The 17,214-nt window shown below is 66.6% G+C and carries 14 protein-coding genes; 9 read left to right on the forward strand and 5 right to left on the reverse strand.

Annotated elements, in window-relative coordinates; all coding sequences use genetic code 11:
* Window positions 1-3: 3 nt before the first annotated feature.
* The 3 genes from EST26_RS04595 to EST26_RS04605 all read right to left on the reverse strand — a co-directional run bounded on the left by EST26_RS04595 (window position 4) and on the right by EST26_RS04605 (window position 1,913).
* Window positions 4-492 (reverse strand): hypothetical protein, encoded by a 489-nt coding sequence (locus EST26_RS04595; RefSeq protein ID WP_291065704.1) that lies wholly within the window; start codon window positions 490-492, stop codon window positions 4-6.
* On the reverse strand, window positions 489-1,130 hold the full coding sequence (locus tag EST26_RS04600; RefSeq protein ID WP_291065705.1) for a hypothetical protein: 642 nt from the start codon (window positions 1,128-1,130) through the stop codon (window positions 489-491). The genes EST26_RS04595 and EST26_RS04600 overlap by 4 nt, the downstream gene beginning before the upstream one ends.
* A gap of 177 nt (window positions 1,131-1,307) precedes the next feature.
* Complete coding sequence (locus EST26_RS04605) at window positions 1,308-1,913, reverse strand: hypothetical protein (RefSeq protein ID WP_291065706.1); 606 nt, start codon at window positions 1,911-1,913, stop codon at window positions 1,308-1,310.
* A gap of 416 nt (window positions 1,914-2,329) precedes the next feature.
* On the opposite strand from EST26_RS04605, the gene EST26_RS04610 reads away from it, so the two are divergent.
* The 5 genes from EST26_RS04610 to EST26_RS04630 all read left to right on the forward strand — a co-directional run bounded on the left by EST26_RS04610 (window position 2,330) and on the right by EST26_RS04630 (window position 11,648).
* Window positions 2,330-5,911, forward strand: coding sequence for an indolepyruvate ferredoxin oxidoreductase family protein (locus EST26_RS04610; protein ID WP_291065707.1), 3,582 nt, complete (start codon window positions 2,330-2,332; stop codon window positions 5,909-5,911).
* A gap of 63 nt (window positions 5,912-5,974) precedes the next feature.
* On the forward strand, window positions 5,975-6,295 hold the full coding sequence (gene yajC / locus EST26_RS04615) for a preprotein translocase subunit YajC (RefSeq protein ID WP_291065708.1): 321 nt from the start codon (window positions 5,975-5,977) through the stop codon (window positions 6,293-6,295).
* Between the two features lie 131 nt (window positions 6,296-6,426).
* A complete protein-coding gene (secD, locus tag EST26_RS04620; protein WP_291065709.1) occupies window positions 6,427-8,313 on the forward strand; it encodes a protein translocase subunit SecD in 1,887 nt (628 codons plus the stop codon).
* Window positions 8,314-8,328: 15 nt separating this feature from the next.
* Window positions 8,329-9,282 carry a protein translocase subunit SecF gene (gene secF / locus EST26_RS04625; protein ID WP_291065710.1) on the forward strand — a complete coding sequence of 318 codons (954 nt, stop codon included), beginning with the start codon at window positions 8,329-8,331 and terminating at the stop codon, window positions 9,280-9,282.
* A 65-nt stretch (window positions 9,283-9,347) separates the two neighbouring features.
* A complete protein-coding gene (locus EST26_RS04630; protein WP_291065711.1) occupies window positions 9,348-11,648 on the forward strand; it encodes a DUF1631 family protein in 2,301 nt (766 codons plus the stop codon).
* 308 nt (window positions 11,649-11,956) lie between these two features.
* Here EST26_RS04630 and dprA read toward each other — a convergent pair whose 3' ends face one another.
* Both dprA and EST26_RS04640 read right to left on the reverse strand, forming a co-directional pair.
* Window positions 11,957-13,054 (reverse strand): DNA-processing protein DprA, encoded by a 1,098-nt coding sequence (gene dprA / locus EST26_RS04635; protein WP_291065712.1) that lies wholly within the window; start codon window positions 13,052-13,054, stop codon window positions 11,957-11,959.
* Between the two features lie 8 nt (window positions 13,055-13,062).
* Complete coding sequence (locus EST26_RS04640) at window positions 13,063-14,310, reverse strand: LysM domain-containing protein (protein WP_291065713.1); 1,248 nt, start codon at window positions 14,308-14,310, stop codon at window positions 13,063-13,065.
* Between the two features lie 259 nt (window positions 14,311-14,569).
* Between EST26_RS04640 and def the strand changes: the two genes are divergently transcribed.
* Genes def through EST26_RS04660 form a run of 4 tightly spaced genes read left to right on the forward strand, consistent with a single transcriptional unit; the run spans window position 14,570 to window position 17,184 of the window.
* Entirely contained in the window at window positions 14,570-15,097 is a 528-nt protein-coding gene (def, locus tag EST26_RS04645) for a peptide deformylase (RefSeq protein ID WP_291065714.1), read from the forward strand.
* On the forward strand, window positions 15,094-16,113 hold the full coding sequence (gene fmt, locus EST26_RS04650) for a methionyl-tRNA formyltransferase (RefSeq protein WP_291065715.1): 1,020 nt from the start codon (window positions 15,094-15,096) through the stop codon (window positions 16,111-16,113). The genes def and fmt overlap by 4 nt, the downstream gene beginning before the upstream one ends.
* Window positions 16,113-16,856, forward strand: coding sequence for an AzlC family ABC transporter permease (locus EST26_RS04655; protein ID WP_291065716.1), 744 nt, complete (start codon window positions 16,113-16,115; stop codon window positions 16,854-16,856). The genes fmt and EST26_RS04655 overlap by 1 nt, the downstream gene beginning before the upstream one ends.
* Window positions 16,849-17,184, forward strand: coding sequence for an AzlD domain-containing protein (locus EST26_RS04660; RefSeq protein WP_291065717.1), 336 nt, complete (start codon window positions 16,849-16,851; stop codon window positions 17,182-17,184). The genes EST26_RS04655 and EST26_RS04660 overlap by 8 nt, the downstream gene beginning before the upstream one ends.
* The last annotated feature ends 30 nt before the right edge of the window (window positions 17,185-17,214 follow it).

Genomic DNA, 17,214 nt, shown 5'->3' on the forward strand with positions numbered 1-17,214 from the left:
GCTTTAATCGGCGTCGAGTTCAAAGTGAAAATCCAGCCGCCGCGACGGGCTTTGCCAATCGGCCTCGGAGCGCAGGCGCAACTGCAACTGGTCTTGCAGCGCGGCGCTGGTGATGGGGCCGGCAAACACCAGGGCGCGTTCGCCCGCCACCAGCCGCCCGGCCAGCAGACGACCCTGCGTGGTCCAGACCGCCTCCATGCTGGAGAGGGGCTGGTCACGCGCCAGCACCAGGTAGATGCGAGCGCTGCGCCCGATCCAGTCGCGCGTGTCGATGTGCACGTTCACGTGCAGCCAGGCTTCCATGCCGGCTTGCGGCGCGCCGTGGGCCGCGCTGCGCCACTGCATCTGCACCTGGGGCGGCACGGTGTGGGTGAGCGAGTCGTCGAGCCGGTGCGGGTTGGCCAGGGCCAGGGCGGCGCTCAGCAGCAAAGCGAGCCCGCAGCCCGCCTGCCTTAACTGCCAGCCCGTGCCCACGGGTTGAGCGGCACTCATGGACTGCTCAAGGTGTAGGTGACCCGGCCGCCATAAGTGCCGGCGGCGCGCAGCGCGCTGTTGGCAAAGAAAAAGCTGTGGCAGTTTTCAATATACCGGTTGGCCGGCACCGTGGCCAGGGTCTGGCTGGCGCCGCTGAAGGTCCCGGCCCGAATCACGTCGGGACGCGGGCTGCCGGGCGCTGCAACGGTCCAACTGATTTGCGAGAACGGTATCGTGTCGCCGCCCGGGGTGCTCAGGTAGGCCGGCGAGTTCACGCTCAGCGTGGCGCTGGCCGGTCCATCGCCGCGGTTGCTGCGCCGGTACGAGGCGCCGATCAACACCTGGCTGGCTGGCGTCGGGCAAGTGAGCCAGTTGTCGAGCAAGCTGGTGGCCTGCGTGCTGTTGCCGGTCATGGGCAGGGCCGCGCCGCTGAGCAGTTGCGCAGCGCTCACGCTCACCTGCACCAGGTTGATGCTGGGGTTGTTGGCCCAGGCGCTGCCGTTGCCCACGTGCAGAAAAACGCGGCGCGGCGCGGGGCTTACCTCGATCGACCAGGCCCAGGCGGCGCCGAGCTGCGCGCCGCACAACAGCAGCACGGCGACGCTGCGCGTTGGCAACAAGCGCCGAGGGGCCTTTACGCGGTTGGGAGCGCGCATGGTGTTGCGGTGCACGAGGGTTGGGCGCCGGGCGGCTGGCGCTGGAGCGACTTTCGCGCCGCCGCGGGGGGAGGGGCGCGCTTTGACGGTCCGGCTCGCCCAGCCAGCGGCGTCGAAGCAGGTGCATCCTGTGGCCTGGGCCCGGTGAAGCATCAAGCGTTCGGCACCCAACCGGGTTCAGGGCATGGCGGCGGTGTAGGTGATGCGGCCGTTGTTGGCCGCGGTCGCGCCGTAGATGCCAGGCGGGAGCAGGGCCGTGTTGGCAAAAGCAAAGGTCCAGTTGGCGCTGCGGTCGGTGATTCTGGTGCCCGACGACAGAACGACGTTGCTGGCGGCGCCCGGCCCGGTCAGCGGAATGACCGGACTGGGCAACTGCGCCAGGCTGCTGGTGGCGCTGATCTCAGACCAGGGAATGGTGTAGGCCGGCGTGTCGACGTTGACCAGGGCGCCGGTGGTAGAGGCGCTCAGCGTGATTTGGCCGTTGTTGCCCAGCACCCGCACCGGCACCACGTTGCCGGTGATGACGGCCGCAGCCGCGCCGGTTCCCAGCGCCGCCGGGTTGGTGCTGTAGTCGAAGGTCACCATGTCGATGGTGGCGTTGTTGCCTAGCGTTGCAGCGCCGGTGCCCACGCCCAGGAACAGCACGCGCGGAATGATGATGCGAAAGTCGAGCCTGGCCGTGGCGCTGCCGGCGCCGACCACCAACTGCGACTCGGCGCTGACCAGCATCGGAGCCGCGAGTGCGGCGATCAGGGTCGACTTGAGAATGAGCGATTTTTTCATGATGATCTTTGGAGTGAGGCCGAAAAACGAACGCAGCCGACGCCCATCCAAAACACGAGCGCCGCCTTGATAGGGCCCCATGCTAGGGAAAACCCGTTCGGCTGGCAAGTCGGATGTGGGTGCAAATTGACAAATTCGTACGATTTGAGCGCTTTGTCTTCCGAGCGGTATCGACTGGGCGACAGGAGGTTGCGGGTTGACCTCAAGTTTCGGCCGGTTTTGCCGCTTCGTTCATCCGACCGGGTCAGCGCAGCAGGGTCGGCCTGCAGCCGGTGCCGACGGCGATCGAGGGTCACCAAGCCGGCGCAGATGCAAGTCGGAGCCGCTGTGGCACACTGGCATCGGCAGTGGCCCACCCGGCCACGCCGCCATTGCGCACCGCTCACGAGGCGGATGAACACACATGGAGACAAACAATGAACGCCCCGTTGCCGCAACACGTCCGACGCGCCCTGGAAGCGGTCACGCTGGACGATAAATACCGGCTCGAGCACGGCCGCGCCTTCATGAGCGGCGTGCAGGCGCTGGTTCGCTTGCCGATGCTGCAGCGCCAGCGCGACGCCCTGCAGGGCAAGAACACCGCCGGTTTCATCAGCGGTTACCGCGGTTCGCCGCTGGGCGGCTATGACCTGGCCTTGCAACAGGCCGCGCCTTTCTTGCAGGCGCAAAACATCGTTTTTCAGCCCGGTGTCAACGAAGAATTGGCCGCCACCGCGCTCTGGGGCACCCAGCAACTGGGCTTTGCGCCGCCGGGCAGCAACAAGTTTGACGGCGTCTTTGGCATCTGGTACGGCAAGGGGCCGGGCGTGGACCGTTGCGCCGACGTCTTCAAGCACGCCAATATGGCCGGCACCACCGCCTGGGGCGGCGTGATCGCGGTCGCGGGCGACGACCACGTGGCCAAGAGCTCGACCGCGGCGCATCAAAGCGATCACATCTTCAAGGCCTGCGGCCTGCCGGTGTTTTTTCCGGCCTCGGTGCAAGACATTCTGGACCTGGGCGCACACGCCATCGCCATGAGCCGCTTTTGCGGCGTCTGGGCCGGCATGAAAACGATTCAGGAGATCGTCGAATCCAGCGCCAGCGTGCTGATCGATCCGCAGCGGGTGCAGATCGTCAGCCCCGACTTCGAGTTGCCTGCCGGCGGCCTGCACATTCGCTGGCCCGACGCCGCGCTCGAGCAAGAGGCGCGGCTGTTTGATTTCAAGTGGTACGCCGCGCTGGCCTATGTGCGCGCCAACCGGCTCAACCACAACGTCATCGCCGGGCCGCAAGACCGCTTCGGCATCATCGCCAGCGGCAAGGCGTTCAACGACACGCGCCAGGCCTTGCTCGACCTCGGGCTGGACGACGCCACCTGTGGCCGCATTGGGCTGCGCCTGCACAAGGTGGCGGTGGTCTGGCCGCTGGAGGCGCAGACCACGCGCGCGTTCGCCACCGGCTTGCGTGAAATCCTGGTGGTGGAGGAAAAGCGCCAGGTGATCGAATATCAGTTGAAAGAGGAGCTGTACAACTGGCGCGCCGACGTGCGGCCCAACGTGCTGGGCAAGTTCGACGAGATGGAAGGCGACTGCAGCGGCGGCGAGTGGAGCGTGCCCAACCCCAGCGCCCGCACCTTGCTGCGCGCCAACGCCGACCTCTCGCCCGCCCTCATCGCGCGTGCCATCGCCAGCCGCTTGCGCAAGGCGGGCCTGCCGGCCGATGTGCAGGCGCGCATCGACGCGCAGCTTGCCATTCTGGATGCGCAGGAGCGCTCGATGCAGACCTTGCTGAGCGAGCGCGCCGCCGGTGCCGAGCGCCAGCCCTGGTTTTGCTCCGGCTGCCCGCACAACACCAGCACCCGCGTGCCCGAGGGCTCGCGCGCCATGGCCGGCATCGGCTGCCATTACATGGCGATCTGGATGGACCGCGCCACCGTGGGCTTTACCCAGATGGGCGGCGAGGGCGTGCCCTGGGTCGGGCAGCAGCCGTTCAGCCGCGAACAGCACATGTTCGCCAACCTGGGCGACGGCACCTACTTTCACAGCGGTTTGCTGGCGCTGCGCCAGAGCATCGTCGCCGGCGTCAACATCACCTACAAGATTTTGTACAACGACGCGGTCGCCATGACCGGCGGCCAGCAGCTCGGCGAACGACCCGAAGGCCACAGTGTGCAGCAAATCGCGCACAGCCTGCGCGCCGAAGGGGCGGCGAAAATCACCATCGTCACCGACGAGCCGGACAAGTACGCCGGCGCCAGCGGCCTGCCGGCCGGCGTTGCCGTCCTGCACCGCGACCGGCTGGACGCGGTGCAGCGCGAGTTCCGGGCCATCCAGGGCACCACGGTCATCATTTACGACCAGACCTGCGCAACGGAAAAACGCCGCCGCCGCAAGCGCGGTGCGCTGCCGGAGCCGGCCCGGCACGTGCTGATCAACGAGGCGGTGTGCGAGGGCTGCGGCGATTGTGGCGTGCAGTCCAACTGCCTGTCGGTCGAACCGCTGGAGACCGCGTTCGGCCGCAAGCGCAAAATCAACCAAAGCACTTGCAACAAGGACTACTCCTGTGTGCAGGGGTTTTGCCCGAGCTTCGTCACGGTCGAAGGCGGCCAGTTGCGCAGGAAACGCCAGCCGGCTGGCCAGATCGCCTGGAGCGGCGGCGCCTTGCCCGAGCCGGTGCTGCCGGTGCTGGGCAACGAAGTCTGGGGCATCGTCGTCGCCGGCGTCGGCGGCACCGGAGTCATCACCATCGGGCAGTTGCTGGGCATGGCAGCCCACATCGAGGGCAAGGGCATCGTCACGCAAGACGCAGCGGGTCTGGCGCAAAAGGGCGGAGCCACCTGGAGCCATGTGCTGATCGCCGCCGAGCAAGACGCCATTCGCACCACGCGGGTGGCTGCTGCAGCGGCCGATCTGGTGCTCGGCTGCGATCCGATCGTCGCCGCCCAGCAAGAAACCTGGTCCCGCCTGCGCGCCGGGCGCAGCCGGGTGGCGCTCAACCTCGGCGCCGCGCCCACGGCGGCGTTCGTGCACAACCCGGACTGGCAAAACCCGGCCCAGGACTGCGTGCGAGCGCTTGCCAGGCATCTGGGTGACGAGGCGGTGGGCGTGTTCGATGCCACCGCCGCCGCCACCCAACTGCTGGGCGACAGCATCTACACCAACCCCTTGTTGCTGGGTTACGCTTGGCAGCGCGGCTGGGTGCCGCTCGGGCTGGATGCGCTGCTGCGCGCCATCGAACTCAACGCGGTGCAGGTCGAGAAGAACAAGGCCGCTTTTGAATGGGGCCGCCGCGCCGCCCACCAGCCGCTGGCGCTGCAAGCGCTGCTGCAGCACACCGGTGCGGCCGAGCAAGTGATTCGTTTCGACAAACGAGAAACCATCGACGACATGATAGCGCGCCGGGTGCGCTTTCTCACCGAATACCAAAACGCCGCCTACGCGGCCGAGTACCGGCACTTCGTCGAGCACGTGCGCGCGGCCGAGCAGCGGCTGGGGCGCGCCAGCCTGACCGAGGCGGTGCTGCGCTGCTTGTTCCAGCTCATGGCCTACAAGGACGAATACGAGGTGGCGCGGCTGCACAGCGACCCGGCCTTTCATGCCCGCATCGCGGCCGAGTTCGAAGGCGATTTCAAGCTCAAGCTGCACCTGGCGCCGCCCTGGCTGGCGCGCAAGAACGAACGCGGCGAGCTGATCAAGCGCCCCTTTGGTCCGGCTGTGTTTGTCATGCTGCGCTGGCTGGCGCGCCTCAAGGGTTTGCGCGGCGGCTTCTTTGACGTGTTTGGGCGCAGCACCGAGCGCCGACAAGAACGTGCCCTGATTGGTGCCTACCGTGACTGCATCGAGGAATTGCTGCGCGGTCTGGACGCCGAGACGCACGCGCTGGCGCTGGAGATGGCCCGCCTTCCAGAGCACATCAGGGGTTTTGGCCACGTCAAAGAGCGCCATCTGCAGGCCGCGCGCAGCCGCTGGACGGCGCTGTTGGCACAGTGGCGCCAGCGCGCGCCGACCAGCCCTTGAAGCGACGGCCAGGCAACGTACAATGTGCGGTTCTCTCGTTCTTGAACCTGCTGGAGGTTTTTCGTGTTTATTTCCCCCGCTTATGCCCAGGCCGCTGCTGGCGGCGACACCCAGTCCACCTTGTTGGGTTTGCTGCCACTGGTGCTGATGTTCGTGGTGCTTTATTTCGTCATGATCCGGCCGCAGATGAAGCGGCAAAAAGAGCACAAGTTGATGGTGGCCGCGCTCTCCAAGGGCGACGAGGTGGTGACGGCCGGCGGCATCTTGGTCAAGGTCTCCAAGATCGGCGACACCTACATCGGTGTGGAACTTGCCGACGGCGTTGAGGTCCAGATGCAACGCACCGCAGTGGTTCAGGTTTTGCCCAGAGGCACCATCAAATAACTTGCTTGCTGCGCAAAAGGCGCTCTTGAATGCGCTTCGTTTGAGCGCATATGCGGTGCTGGTGTGCAGCCGTCGGGTGGGGCGGTGTTTTTGAGCAAGCTTGAGTTTCTTGGCGTTCGAGGTCGCTGAACATGAACCGTTACCCGTTGTGGAAGTACGCGATGCTGGTCGTCGCGCTGTTGATCGGTGCCCTCTACGCCTTGCCCAATCTGTATGGCGAGTCGCCGGCGGTGCAGGTCTCGTCGATCAGGGCGTCGGTGGTGCTCGACACCGGCACCGTCATGCGGGTGGAGCAGGCGCTGGCGGCACAACAGCTCAGCGCCAGCACCATCGAACTGCAAGACAACTCCTTGCGGGCGCGCTTTGTCAGTACCGACGACCAGATCAAGGCGCGCGACGCGATCGAACGTGCGCTCAACACCGACCCGGCCGACCCCGGCCACGTGGTGGCGCTGAGCCTGCTGCCCAATACGCCGGATTGGCTGGCGCGCCTGGGTGCCGCGCCGATGTACCTGGGTCTGGATTTGCGCGGTGGCGTGCATTTTCTGTTGCAAGTTGACATGCCGGCTGCGCTGGAGCGCCGCGCCGAGGTGCTGGCCGGCGAGCTGCGCGTGGCTTTGCGCGAGGCAGACATACGCCACGGCGGCGTCAGCCGCAGCGGCGACACGCTGGAGCTGCGCGCGCGCGACGCGCCCACGCTGGCGGCGATGCGCAGCCTGATCGAACAGCAATTCCCCGACCTGCAGACCAGCCAGACGCCCGACGGCACCGGTTTCAGGCTGCAAGCGCGTGTCACGCCCGAGGCAGCGCGCCGCGTGCAGACGCTGGCCTTGCAGCAGAACAAAACCACGCTGCACAACCGCATCAACGAACTCGGCGTGGCCGAGCCGGTGATTCAGCAGCAAGGCGTGGACCGCATCGTGGTGCAACTGCCGGGCGTGCAAGACACGGCGCGCGCGAAAGAAATTCTGGGCCGCACCGCCACGCTGGAGGTGCGCCTGCTCGACGAGAGCAGCGCCGGTCTGGCGGCCGAACGCGGCACCGGGCCGGTGCCGTTTGGCTCCGACCGCTTCCTCGATAGCGAAGGGCGGGCGGTGATTGTGCAGCGCGAGGTGCTGCTGACGGGCGAGAACCTGACCGACGCCCAGGCCGGTTTTGACAGCCAGACGCAAGAAGCTGCGGTGCACCTGACGCTCGACGCCAAGGGCGCGCGCATTTTCCGCGACGTCACGCGCGCCAACGTCGGCAAGCGCATGGCCATCATCTTGTTCGAGAAAGGCCGCGGCGAAGTGGTCACGGCGCCGGTGATCCGCACCGAAATCGGCGGCGGCCGGGTACAGATCTCGGGCGCCATGACCACCATGGAGGCCAGCAACACCGCGCTGCTGCTGCGCGCCGGTTCGCTGGCCGCGCCGATGGAGATCATCGAAGAACGCACCATAGGCCCGAGTCTGGGGGTGGAAAACATCGAGCGCGGCTTCAACAGCGTGCTCTGGGGCTTTTTGCTGATCGTGCTGTTCATGTCGGCTTACTACGCGCTGTTCGGCGTCTTCTCCAGCATCGCCCTGGCGTTCAACGTCGTGCTGCTGGTGTCGGTGCTGTCCATGCTGCAGGCCACGCTCACCCTGCCCGGCATGGCGGCGATGGCGCTGGCACTGGGCATGGCGATCGACTCCAACGTGCTCATCAATGAACGCATTCGGGAAGAGTTGCGCCGCGGCCTGCCGCCGCAGACGGCGATCCAGAACGGCTACGAAACCGCCTGGGGCACGATTCTGGACTCCAACGTCACCAGCCTGATTGCCGGTGTGGCGCTGCTGATTTTTGGCTCCGGCCCGGTGCGCGGTTTTGCTGTGGTGCATTGCATCGGCATTCTGACCAGCATGTTCTCGTCGGTGGTGTTTTCGCGCGGTCTGGTCAACCTCTGGTACGGCCGTCAGAAAAAGCTCAAGACGCTGTCGATAGGCACCGTCTGGCGGCCCGAAGCCGAGCCCACGCTCGCTGGCAAAACCAAATAAACACAGGGTCAGACCATGGAGTTCTTTCGCTTCCAACGCGACATTCCGTTCATGCGGCATGCGAAGGCGCTGAACGCGTTTTCCGCGCTGCTGTTCGTGTTGTCGGTTTTTTTCCTGGTCACGCGCGGCCTGAACCTGTCGGTCGAGTTCACCGGTGGCACGGTGATGGAAGTCAGCTACGAGCAGCCGGCCGATTTGGCAGCGGTGCGCCAGGTGGTCCAGACGCTCGGTTATGCCGACGTGCCGGTGCAGAACTTTGGCACCTCGCGCGACGTTTTGTTGCGCCTGCCCATTCAGGCCGGCCAGACGTCGGGGCAGCAAAGTGCGGCCGTTTTTGCGGCGCTGCAGGCGCAGAATCCGGCGGTCGAGCTGCGCCGCACCGAGTTCGTCGGCCCGCAGGTGGGGCAGGAGCTGGTGCTCGACGGTCTGAAGGCGCTCGCGCTGGTGATTGTCGGCATCATGGTTTACTTGGCTTTTCGCTTCGAGTGGAAGTTCTCGGTTGCCGCCATCATTGCCAACCTGCACGATGTGGTGATCGTGCTCGGATTTTTCGCTTTTTTCCAGTGGGAGTTTTCGCTCGCGGTGCTGGCAGCGGTGCTGGCGGTGCTGGGCTACTCGGTCAACGAGTCGGTGGTGATCTTCGACCGCATTCGCGAAACCTTTCGGCGCCAGCGCAAGATGACACCGTCCGAGGTGATAGACCACGCCATCACCTCGACCATGAGCCGCACCATCATCACTCACGGCTCGACCGAGGTCATGGTGATTTCGATGCTGCTGTTTGGCGGACCGGCGCTGTTTCACTTTGCGCTGGCCCTGACCATAGGCATTTTGTTTGGCATTTACTCCTCGGTGTTCGTGGCCTCTGGCATTTCGATGTGGCTGGGCATCAAGCGCGAAGATCTGGTGCCGGTGCTCAGCAAAAAAGAGGGTGATCCGGACGATCCGAACGCCGGTGCGGTCGTGTAGGCGGCCAGTGTCTGCTCGCTGTGGGTTGAGTTGATCGGCGCGCCTGTTTCGTGCAAACTGAGCGCATGGCCCCCTTGCCCGATCCGCATGTCTCCAGTTTGGCCAAGCAGGCGCGCGAGGTTTTTGTCGTGGAGATGGCGCGCGCCGTGCCCGATCTGGCCCGGTCTTGCCTGGCGCGCCTGAGCGGCCTGCTCGACCAGGTCGGCCCGGCGCGCGAGATGCAGTTGCGGCGCGACGCCTGGGCAGACTTTCAAAAACACCAGAGCGCCTGGGACGCTCAGACCCGCAAGGCGCTGCAGCGCAGTCTGCTGCCCCGGTTTACCCGCTCTGGCACGCCGCAGAGTCAGTCGGATCAGCTCGAACTGGTCGCCGTCGGGGCGATGGATGATCAGATTCTGGCTTCGCGCCTGGCCATGCGCGTGCTCGACTTGGTGTCGACCGAACTCAATGAATTGCGGCTGCGGGTGCAACACTTGGAGGGTCGAACCGAGTTGCCGTGCGCCGACGTGCTGCTGCCCGACGTGACGGCCCGCATTCTGGTCGACCAGTGGTTTCAGTTGGCGCTGACACGCGAGGCCTGGCAACTGGTGCAGGACGCGCTGGCGCCTGAGTTGGCTGGCAAACTGCTGCAAGCCTACAAGGCGGCCAATGCGTTCTTGATCGACAGCGGTGTCATGAAAGAGATCGACCTGCAGGCCCTGGTCAGACGTGCGCCTGACGCGCGCGGCGCCCGAGCCGCCGAACAAGCGCCCGACACGGGCGGGCGCAGTACCGGCTCGGGTCTCGGCGCCGTCTCAGCAGGATGGGGCGCGTCCGCGCCAGCAGCGTCCGCAGCCGGCGTGCACGAGGAGACGCGGCTCATGACCCGTGCTTCACCGCTGTCGCGTGCGCGCATGCGTGCCCAGGGTCTGGTCGGCCGCCTCAAGCGGCTGCTGCTGGACCAGGTGGGGGGCGATTTTGAAGCCACGCAGCGGCTGGCGCCTTCGCCCCGCTTGCAGCAACTCATCGAGCGGTCGGGGGGTGCGCCGAGCGGCGCCGGCGATGGTGGTGGTGGCGGTGTCGTCGATGCGCTGCAAGTCGAACGCGCTGTCAGCGCCTTGCGCCAACGCAGCAATGAACTCAAGCAAGCGGCTGCCACGCCTACGGAAAAAGCCACCGTCGAGGTGGTGGCGCTCATGTTCCAGAGCATTCTGGCTGAGGAACGCATAGCGCCCAGCGCGCGGCTGTGGTTTGCCCGTTTGCAAATGCCGGTGCTGCGCGTGGCGCTGGCCGAGCCGGAGTTTTTCAGCGCCTTGCAGCACCCGGCGCGCCGCCTGATCGATCGCATGGGCTCTTGCGTGCTGGGGTTTGAATCCAACGTCGGCTCGGCCGCGCTGGAGGCCGAGATCAAGCGCGTGGTGCAGGTGGTCGAGCAGTATCCGGAAACCGGGAGCAAGGTGTTTCAACTGATGCTCGACGAGTTTCAGACATTCATCGCCGCTTTTTTGAGCGAAACAGGCAGCGCCAGCCGCTATGTCGGGGTGGCGCAGCAGGTCGAGGAAAAGGAAACGCTGGCGATCCGCTACACCATCGAGCTGCGCCAGTTGCTCGAAGGCTTGCCGGTGCGACACGAACTGCGCGACTTTTTGTTCAAAATCTGGGCCGACGTGCTGGCGCTGGCGAGTGTGAAATACGGCCAGAAGCACGCCGACACCGATGCACTCAAGCGCGTGGCCACCGATTTGTTGTGGGCGGCCAGCGCCAAGCCGAACCGCAGCGAGCGCGCGCGCGTGATTCAGCAGCTGCCGGGCTTGTTGCAACGCCTGCGCCAGGGCATGGGCTTGCTGGGATTGTCGAGCGGCGTGCAGGATCAGCACATCAAGTCGATCAGCGACTTGCTGGCTGATGCCTTCATGTCGCGCACCGAAGCGCTGGCGCCAGAGCGCCTGGACCATCTGGCGCAGCGGCTGGCGCAACTGGAGGATTTTTTGCCTCCCGGCGGCGACGGCGACCTCAAGCTCGATTCGCACAGCATAGAAATGATCACCGGCGTCGACGCCAGCAACATCGAGGTGATCCACCAAGGAGGCAGCCAGCCGAATGCGGCGATGCAGGCCTGGGCGGCGGAGTTGCAAATCGGTTGCTGGTTCGGGCTCGACCACAACGGTGCGCTGCACCAGGTGCAGTTGGCTTGGCGCAGCAAGCGCAGCCAGCTTTACCTGTTTGCGGGCAGCCACGGGCGCTGCTTTTTGATTCAGGCCGCGCGCGTGGCGGCTTACTTGCAGGCCGGTTTGCTGCTGCCAAGCGAAGAAGAAGCGCTGACGGTGCGCGCCACACGCGCCGCGCTGCTCAAGCTAGACGCCAACCCCGAGCGCTTGTTGAGCTGAGCGGGCCGCGCCGTCTGAAAGCCGAGCCGCGGTCGACCGCTGAATTGCATGTGCAGGGCCGTTCGGATGCTCACTTCCTGCCTGCCGGTGAAATTCCCGCTCCCGCTCCCGCTCCCGTTCGGACTGAGCTTGTCGAAGTCCAGATCGCACGCGCCACCCTTCGACAGGCTCAGGGCGAACGGATGCCGGGCTCAGGGCGAACGGATGCCGGGCTCAGGGCGAACGGATGCCGGGCTCAGGGCGAACGGATGGCTGGCTCAGACGAACAGTTGCCGGGCTCGGGGCGGTGACAATTGCGGTGTCCCGGCTCAAGCCTGGCCCAGCCGCTGCAGCCAACCGCCGGGCAGTCGCCCCACCGAGCCCTGCAATTCCAGCTCCAGCAGGCGCGCTTGCAGATGAGCGGTGTCCAGGCCGGTGCGGTCTTGCAAAGCGTCCAGACGGATGGGGTCAAAACCCATGGCGTCGAGCAGGCTGTCGATCGGCGCTGGCGCACGCTGGTCGGCGTCAGGGCTGTGCAGCGGCCCGTCTAGGCGCAGCTCTTCCAAAATGTCTTGCGCCGACTCGACCAGCTTGGCACCCAGGCGGATCAGGGCGTGGCAGCCGCGCGATTGCGGCGCGTGGATCGACCCCGGAATGGCGAATACCTCGCGCCCCTGTTCGGCGGCCAGCCGAGCGGTGATCAGTGAGCCCGAGTGCAGCGCTGCTTCTACCACCAGCGTGCCCTGCGACAAGCCGGCAATGATGCGGTTGCGACGCGGGAAATTCGCCGCCAGCGGCGGCGTGCCGAGCGCCCATTCGCTCACGATCGCACCGCTGGCCGCAATGCGCTCGGCCAGCGCGCGGTGGCTGTTTGGATAGACCCGGTCCAGCCCGGTGCCGACCACCGCGATGGTGATGGCGTTGGACGCCAACGCGCCTTCGTGCGCGGCGCCGTCCACGCCCAGCGCCAGCCCAGAGACCACGCACACGCCGGCCCGGCCCAGCGCGCGCGCGAACTGGTGCGCGTTGGCCTGACCCTGCGGCGTCGGGCTGCGGCTGCCGACGATCGCCAGTCGCAGTGGGTGGCGCAACGCTTCGAGCTGGCCCTGCACATAAAGCAGCAGCGGCGGGTCTGCCATCTGCAGCAACTCGCTCGGGTAGTGCGGGTCAGCCAGGCTCAGCACGTGGTGCATGGGCGACGCCGCCAGCCAGTCTTGCAGCCGCTGCACAGCGGCGGGCAAATCCGGCGGTGGACACTGCAGCGCCTGCGTCACCTGGGCGCCGACCAGCGCCCGCCAAGCGGCGGCGGGTTGCCTGAATATGACCGTCGGCAGGCCAAAGGCGTCCAGCAAGCGGCGCGCTGTCACGGGGCCGACGCCGGGCGTGAGCAGCAAGCGCAGCCAGGCGCCCAGTTCGTCGGGAGCCATGCGGGCAATCAGGGGTTGGAGAAGTGGTCTCCCACTTTCACGCCATCGGCAATCTGCAGCACCAGCGCGTAAGACAGCTTGTCAAATGTGCGAAACACCATCATCAGTCCGTTGCGCTCGCCCGGCAGCCGCAGTTGCGGTTGCGCCGGGTCGGTGCGGTCGGTCACCAGATGGCTGTCGCGCAGCACGGCCAGCACGTGGCCGCGCTCTAGCCCATGCGCGCGGCCGCGGTTGATCGCCACCACCTGGTTTTGTCCGACAAAGCTGACCGCATCGCCGTACACCGAGACGATTTGCCCGTCCTGGGCGCGCTCGGATGTGCTCGGAACGAAGGGCTGCCAGTCGCGCGCCGCCGCGGGCAATAAGCGGTCACCGATGCGCATTTCCTGGCGGGAAAACACGATGTCTATGGTGGCCGGAACGATTTCGGTGTGGCTCTGGCCCTGCGCGTCGGTGCGGGTCTGGCTGGATTCGCCGCGCACCAAGCGGGCCTTGCCCAGGAACTGCGCTTCAAAACCCAGCACCTCACCCGTGGCAGGGTCTTTCAGGGGCACCGCGTTGCGAAAAACGCGCAGCTCACGCGCCTGATCGGGGCCCAGGGTCAGCGCCTCAGGGCTGGCCGTGTCGCTGTATTGCGCGCGTGCGTAGGCGCGGTCTCCGCGGCTGAGCAGCACCCGGGTCTCCTGGGTGGCGACGATGCGAGGTGCGCGCGCGAAGCTGGCTTCGTCGACGATTTCGGACTCGCTCAGAAAAGCCTTGATCGCCTGCAGCGAAACCGGCGCAATAGCCAATTCGTCCAGGGCTTGCACGCGGGTGCGCGGCGACAGCCGCACGGTGGGGAGATCGTTTGCGGCGGCGCCGGGTGCGCGGGTGCTCAAAATGGCGCGGCCGCTGGACGTGTCGAGGTAGAGCACCTGACCCGGGAAAATCAGGTGCGGGTTGCGAATGTCTTGCCGGTTCATGCCCCAGAGCTCGGGCCAGCGCCAGGGGCTCTTGAGAAACAGGCTGGAGATCGCCCACAGCGTGTCGCCACGCTCAACCGTGTGGCTGTGCGGCGCGTTGGCGGCCAGTTCGGACAGTGGCACGCCGGCTTGGGCGACCTGATCCGCCGTGGCGCGCTGGGCTGCGGTGATGGGGAATGGCTGTGCCCAGACGCTGCTGCCGAATGCGGTGGCGAGCAGTGCAGCCGCGCACAGCAACGCGCGCGCTGCAGACAGGGGGTGGGCAGGGACGGACAGGCAGGTGGACAGTGGCATGGGTAGGGCTTGCGGGCAAGTGGCGATGCAGTCGGGGCCTCGGACCGCCAGCGTCCGCCCGGCTGGCGGGCCAAGCTCGTCTTGACAACCCGGCTGCGATTTTGCGCTCAAGCCCTTGATTAGGCAATGCTTGTCGACTATGGGACTGGCAGCGCGGGGAAAAAGTGGCGAAAATAGCAAAAACCGATCTGCTTTGCGCCCAGTCATTCGCCCGGTGCCGACTGGTGCGCCCGCTGTCCACCGATTGCCCGCGCCCGCCATGACCGACCTCGCACCTGCTCTGCTCGAGATTTTGCGCTACCCCGACCCGCGCCTGCACACCGTGGCGCGCCCGGTGCAGGGGGTGGACGACCGCATCCGCGCCTTGATCGAACGCATGTTTGCCACCATGCACGCGGCCAACGGCATTGGGCTGGCGGCAACTCAGGTCGATGTGCACGAGCGCCTGATTGTGATTGACGTCAGCGAGGCGCGCGACCAGCCGCTGGTGCTGATCAACCCAGAGTTCGAATGGCTCAGCCCCGAGACGCGCAAGGGCGAGGAGGGCTGCCTGTCGGTGCCCGGCATCTACGATGGCGTCGAGCGTGCCATTGCCGTGCGGGTGCGCGCGCTCGACGCACAAGGCCTTGCGCGCAGCATCGAAGCTCAGGACATGCTGGCGGTGTGCATACAGCACGAAATGGACCATCTGCTCGGCCGCGTGTTCGTCGAACACCTCTCGCCGCTCAAGCGCCTGCGCATTCAGAGCAAGCTGGCCAAGGCGCAGCGCGAGGCGCTGCGGGCATGAGGCTGATTTTTGCCGGCACCCCTGAATTCGCCCGCGTGGCGCTGCAGCACCTGCTCGCTGCCCGGCACGAGGTCGCGCTGGTGCTGACCCAGCCGGATCGGCCCGCCGGGCGCGGCATGAAGCTGCAGCCCTCGGCGGTCAAGCAGCTTGCGCTGGCGCAGCAGATCGCGCTGGCGCAGCCGCGCAGCCTGCGACTGGACGGCAACTACGCTGCCGACGCCGCGCAGGCGCGCGCAGCGATGCAAGCCGCGCAGGCCGACGCCATGGTGGTGGTGGCCTTTGGCCTGCTGCTGCCGCCGTGGCTGCTCGACCTCATGCGCCAGCCTGGGCCGGGTGGCGCAGCGCCGCGCGGCTGGGGCTGCTTCAATATCCACGCTTCCTTGCTGCCGCGCTGGCGCGGAGCGGCACCGATTCAGCGCGCCATCGAGGCCGGCGACGCGCAGACTGGCATCAGCATCATGCAAATGGACGCCGGGCTCGACACCGGCGACGTGCTGCTGCAACAGGCGCTGCCGATCGGCCCGCACGACAACAGCGCCAGCCTGCACCAGCGCTTGGCCGACCTGGGTGGGTCCTTGATGCTGCAGGTGCTGGCGCAGGCCGACGCGGGCACGCTGCGGCCGCAGCGCCAGCCCGGCGCTGGCATCAGCTACGCGCACAAGATTGAGAAAGCCGAAGCGGCCATCGACTGGACCTTGCCAGCCGACTTGTTGGCGCGGCGCGTGCGCGCCTTCAACCCGGCGCCCGGCGCTTGCACCGCATGGGCGCAGGAGCCGCTCAAGGTCTGGCAGGCGCAGGCCGAACATGCGCCGGCGCTGGCAAGCGCACAGCCTGGCCAGGTGTTGTCTGTCGAAGCCGACGGCATCCGGGTGCAAACCGGCTGCGGCGTGCTGCGCCTGACCGAGCTGCAGCGCGCCGGGGGCAAGCGGCTGGCAGTGGCAGATTTCTTGCGCGGCTTTGCGCTCACCGTGGGGCAGGTGTTCGACGCCAGCCCCAGACAGAAAACGAGCGCTTGATGTTTTACCGGCGCAGCTACCGGCGCCACGCTGAATTTTGGGACGGCGTGCGCGACCAAAGCGGCGCCACTCTGGGCATGGCGGCCTGGGGCCTGATGACTGGCGTGGCGATGGTCGCGGCCGGTCTTTCGGTCGCCGAGGCGGTGCTGATGACGCTGATCGTCTACGCCGGCAGCGCCCAGCTCGCCGCCTTGCCGCTGATGGTTACGGGCGCGCCGCTGTGGGTGATTCTGGTTGCCGCGGTGTGCGTCAACCTGCGCTTCGTGGTGTTTTCGGCCCACTTGCGGCCCTATATGATGCATCTGCCCTTATGGCAGCGCATGGTCAGCGGCTACCTCACCATCGACCTGAGCTACGTGTTCTTCGTGCGCCGCTATCCGACGCCGGGCCACAGCGCCGACGAGCGCGAGCGCCAGCAGGCTTATCTGATGGGCAACTGCGCGGTGAACTACCTGTCCTGGATGTCGGCCAGCCTGATCGGGGTGTTGCTAGCCAACGCCATTCCCCCCGCCTGGGGTCTGGGTTTCGCTGGAATTCTGGCGCTCTTGGGCGTGCTTTGTTCGCTGGCCACCTCGCCCTTGCGGGTGGTTTCGGCCACGGTGGCGGGGACGGCGGCGGTGGCGGCGTTTGCGCTGCCGCTCAACCTCAACATCGTGGTGGCGATCGCCAGCGCGGTCGTCATTTGTTTGCTGCTGGAAAAAATGCTGCCGCCCGATTCCGCACCTGGAGCCCCCCGTGTTTGACGTCGACCCGCGCACCCTGCTGACGATCGTCGCACTCGGCGTCATCACCGTGCTGACGCGCGGCTTTTTCTTCATCTCCAGCAAGCCCTGGACCTTGCCGCCGTGGGCGCAGCGCGGCATGCAGTACGCCCCCATTGCCGCGCTGGCGGCGGTGGTGCTGCCGGCCGTGGTGCTGACGCAGGGTGAATTGATCGACACCTGGCAGGACGCGCGCTTGTTCGCCGCGGCCGCCGGGGCGGCCTGGTTTTTCTGGCAACGCGGCGTACTCGGCACCATCGTGGCCGGCATGGCGGTTTACCTGCCGCTGCGTCTGGGCCTGGGCTGGTAGGTCGTGGCCGTGTGGCGGCCCACTGTCACG

Source organism: Hydrogenophaga sp. (genome assembly GCF_014773545.1).
Taxonomy (GTDB): Bacteria; Pseudomonadota; Gammaproteobacteria; order Burkholderiales; family Burkholderiaceae_C; genus Hydrogenophaga.